The organism is Rhizobium sp. PDO1-076, assembly GCF_000247475.1.
GTDB lineage: Bacteria > Pseudomonadota > Alphaproteobacteria > Rhizobiales > Rhizobiaceae > Allorhizobium.
On the sequence record NZ_AHZC01000248.1, the window covers coordinates 1 to 1782 of the forward strand.

Below are 1782 nucleotides of genomic sequence, written 5' to 3' on the forward strand. Positions count from 1 at the left end.
TGGCTGTGCGGGGCAAGTCAGAGCCAGGCAGCCCCGGGTTTGAACGTCCTGTGCGGCGTTGACGAGGCATGGTGCTTGACCATGAAACAGGCCTTTGAGGCGCGCACAGGTGTCGAGATCGTCATGGAGCGCAAAAGCACCGGTGAGATCCTCGATCAGATCAGAGCCCAGAAAAACCGTCCGACAGTCGATGTGTGGTGGGGTGGCACAGGCGACACCCATTTGCAGGCGGCAACCGAGGATCTGCTGCAGCCTTATCAGCCGGCCCATGCGCGGGAAATGTTGCCCTGGGCGCAGAACTTCTTTTCCATGTCGGGTGGCCGGTCCGCAGGCATCTATGCGGGTGCGCTTGGCTTTGCCTACAATGCCGATCTGTTGAAGCGGTACAAACTGCCGGCGCCGACATGCTGGAAGGACCTGACCGATATTGCCTACCGCGGCCATATCCAGTCCGGAAACCCGAATTCGTCCGGAACCGCCTTTACCGAGCTTGCCACTTTGGTGCAGCTCTTTGGTGAAGATGAAGCCTTTCGCTACATGAGTGCGCTTGATCGCAACATCGCGCGCTACACCAAGGCGGGGTCGGCGCCTGTCAAGGCGGCCGCCCGCGGCGAGACGCTGATCGGCATTTCCTTCATGCATGATGCCGTCACTCAGAAACAGGCCGGATCGCCGCTCGTCATCGTCGCGCCCTGTGAGGGCACAGGCTACGAGATTGGCGCAGTCAGCATCATCAAGGGCGCCAGCAATCTTGAGGCTGCCCGCGATTTCGTCGATTTTTCGCTGAGCCCCGAGGGCCAGGCGACGGGGGCTGCGGCTGGGCAAAACCAGGTTCCGTCCAATGCACGGGCGGATTTACCACCGTCTGCGCCAGACATCTCCATGATCAAGATGGTCGATTATGATTTCGCCACCTTCGGTTCGCCGGATGAGCGAAGTCGGCTGCTGAAGCGCTTCGACACCGAGATCCACCCGACCCAATAGGGCCGGCAGGCCAAACCTCTCCACCCGAGAAGACCCGAAACAGAAATCGGCGCAGCCATCGCTGCACCGCAGGGAGTGCCATGTCTGGAAGCACCCTCTTTATCCATTCAGACGCAAGCAACAGGAGGATCACCATGCGACTGACCATTCTTTCCACCGTGCTTTTTGCCGGAACCGCACTGACAGCGGTCTCGGCGCAGGCAGCCGGCGAGCTCAACCTCATCTGCTCGGCCGATGTGGTCATCTGCGAGCAGATGCAGGGCGATTTCGAAAAATCCCATGACATCAAGGTGAATATGGTGCGCCTGTCGTCGGGCGAAACCTATGCCAAGGTTAGGGCGGAATCGCGCAATCCGAAAACGGATCTGTGGTGGGCCGGCACAGGCGATCCGCACATGCAGGCAGCGTCGGAGAACCTGACACTGGAATACAAGTCGCCGATGCTGGACCAGTTGCAGGACTGGGCAAAGAAACAGGCGGAAAGCTCCGGCTTCAAGACTGTCGGCGTTTATGCCGGTGCGCTCGGCTGGGGCTACAATACCGAGATCTTCAAGTCGAAGGGCTACAAGGAGCCGGTTTGCTGGGCCGACCTTCTGGCACCCGAACTGAAGGGCGAGATCCAGATTGCCAACCCGAATTCGTCCGGCACCGCCTATACCGCGCTGGCTTCGCTGGTGCAGATCATGGGTGAGGATCAGGCGATCGACTACCTGAAGAAACTGAACACCAACATCTCGCAATACACCAAGTCCGGCTCGGCACCGGTCAAGGCTGCAGCCCGCGGCGAAGGNACGGGCC

At 60.0% G+C, this 1782-nt stretch carries 2 protein-coding genes; both read left to right on the forward strand.

All coding sequences use genetic code 11. The annotated features are described in order from the left end of the window. A partial coding sequence (locus PDO_RS14260) for an ABC transporter substrate-binding protein (protein WP_007602893.1) occupies positions 1-984 on the forward strand: 984 nt, incomplete at its 5' end. Between the two features lie 134 nt (positions 985-1118). Continuing rightward, positions 1119-1782 (forward strand): extracellular solute-binding protein (locus tag PDO_RS14265; RefSeq protein WP_007602895.1); only part of this gene is annotated, 664 nt, incomplete at its 3' end.